We start from the raw sequence: 931 nt of genomic DNA, 5'->3' as shown, positions 1-931 counted from the left end.
TCGTCGGCCGGTTCGCCGGCCCGGCACGGGGCGCCGGACTGCTGGTGATCAGCGTCTTCGGCGTACTCGCGACGCCGACGGGCGCGCTCCCCCTCGCCTTCGGTCTGCTCGCGCTGGCTCTGGGCACCGCGGCGGCCGAACACCTGACGGGAAAGACCGGCCGGGGCAGGCCGGTGGCGTTCGCGCTGACACTGGTCCGGGCCGCGGCCGTCTGCGGCACGCAGTTCCTCACCGCCCCCGAAGCGGGCGAGTTGAACCAGTGGGCGCTGAACGTCCTCACCATCACCGCGATCACCCTCCAATGGGAGTGGCCGCCGAAGATCACCGTGCCCGCCGTCGCTTGCCTGCTGGCGATCGAGGTGGTTCCGCTCGGCTTCGAGGACGGCTTCTCGGTGGTGCTGCGGGTGCTGCTCGAAGCCACCCTCGCCCGGGGCGCGTTCCTCCTGCTGGCCCGCACGACGCGCCGGATCGACCACCTCCGCGAGCGCCGGGCCAGGCTGGCGCGAGAGGAATCCCTTGCGGTGGAACGGCGACGGCAGGAAAGGGAGTATCTGGCCGTCCTGCACGACACGGCGGCGGCCACCTTCCTCACGGTGGCCCAGCGCGGCGAAACGACGGATCCGGCCGAGGTCGCAGGCTACGCCCGCCGGGATCTCGCGATCCTGACCGGCGAATCCGGTCCCGGCAGCGTGGTCGATCTCGAGACGTCGTTGCGCGGCGTCCTCGCGCAAAGCCCGGTGAAGGTCGAGACCCGGTGGTCGCCGGTCCCGCCGATCCCGGCGTCGGCGGCCCTCGCGCTGGTCCGTGCCGTGCGCGAGGCGCTGGTGAACGTCGACAGGCACGCGGGCGTCGGCGAAGCCCTGCTGACGGTGGAGGACGGCGTCCGCGTGACCGTCCGGGACGAGGGCCGCGGTTTCGACCCGGCGGCGAC

The 931-nt window shown here is 73.1% G+C and carries 1 protein-coding gene; it reads left to right on the top strand.

Going from position 1 to position 931, the window contains the following annotated elements; translation table 11 throughout:
- On the top strand, window positions 1-931 hold a 931-nt coding region (locus CFP71_RS42940; protein ID WP_143267342.1), incomplete at both ends, for a sensor histidine kinase.

Source organism: Amycolatopsis thailandensis, assembly GCF_002234405.1.
GTDB lineage: Bacteria > Actinomycetota > Actinomycetes > Mycobacteriales > Pseudonocardiaceae > Amycolatopsis > Amycolatopsis thailandensis.
This window is presented reverse-complemented; position numbering and strand designations above follow the sequence as displayed.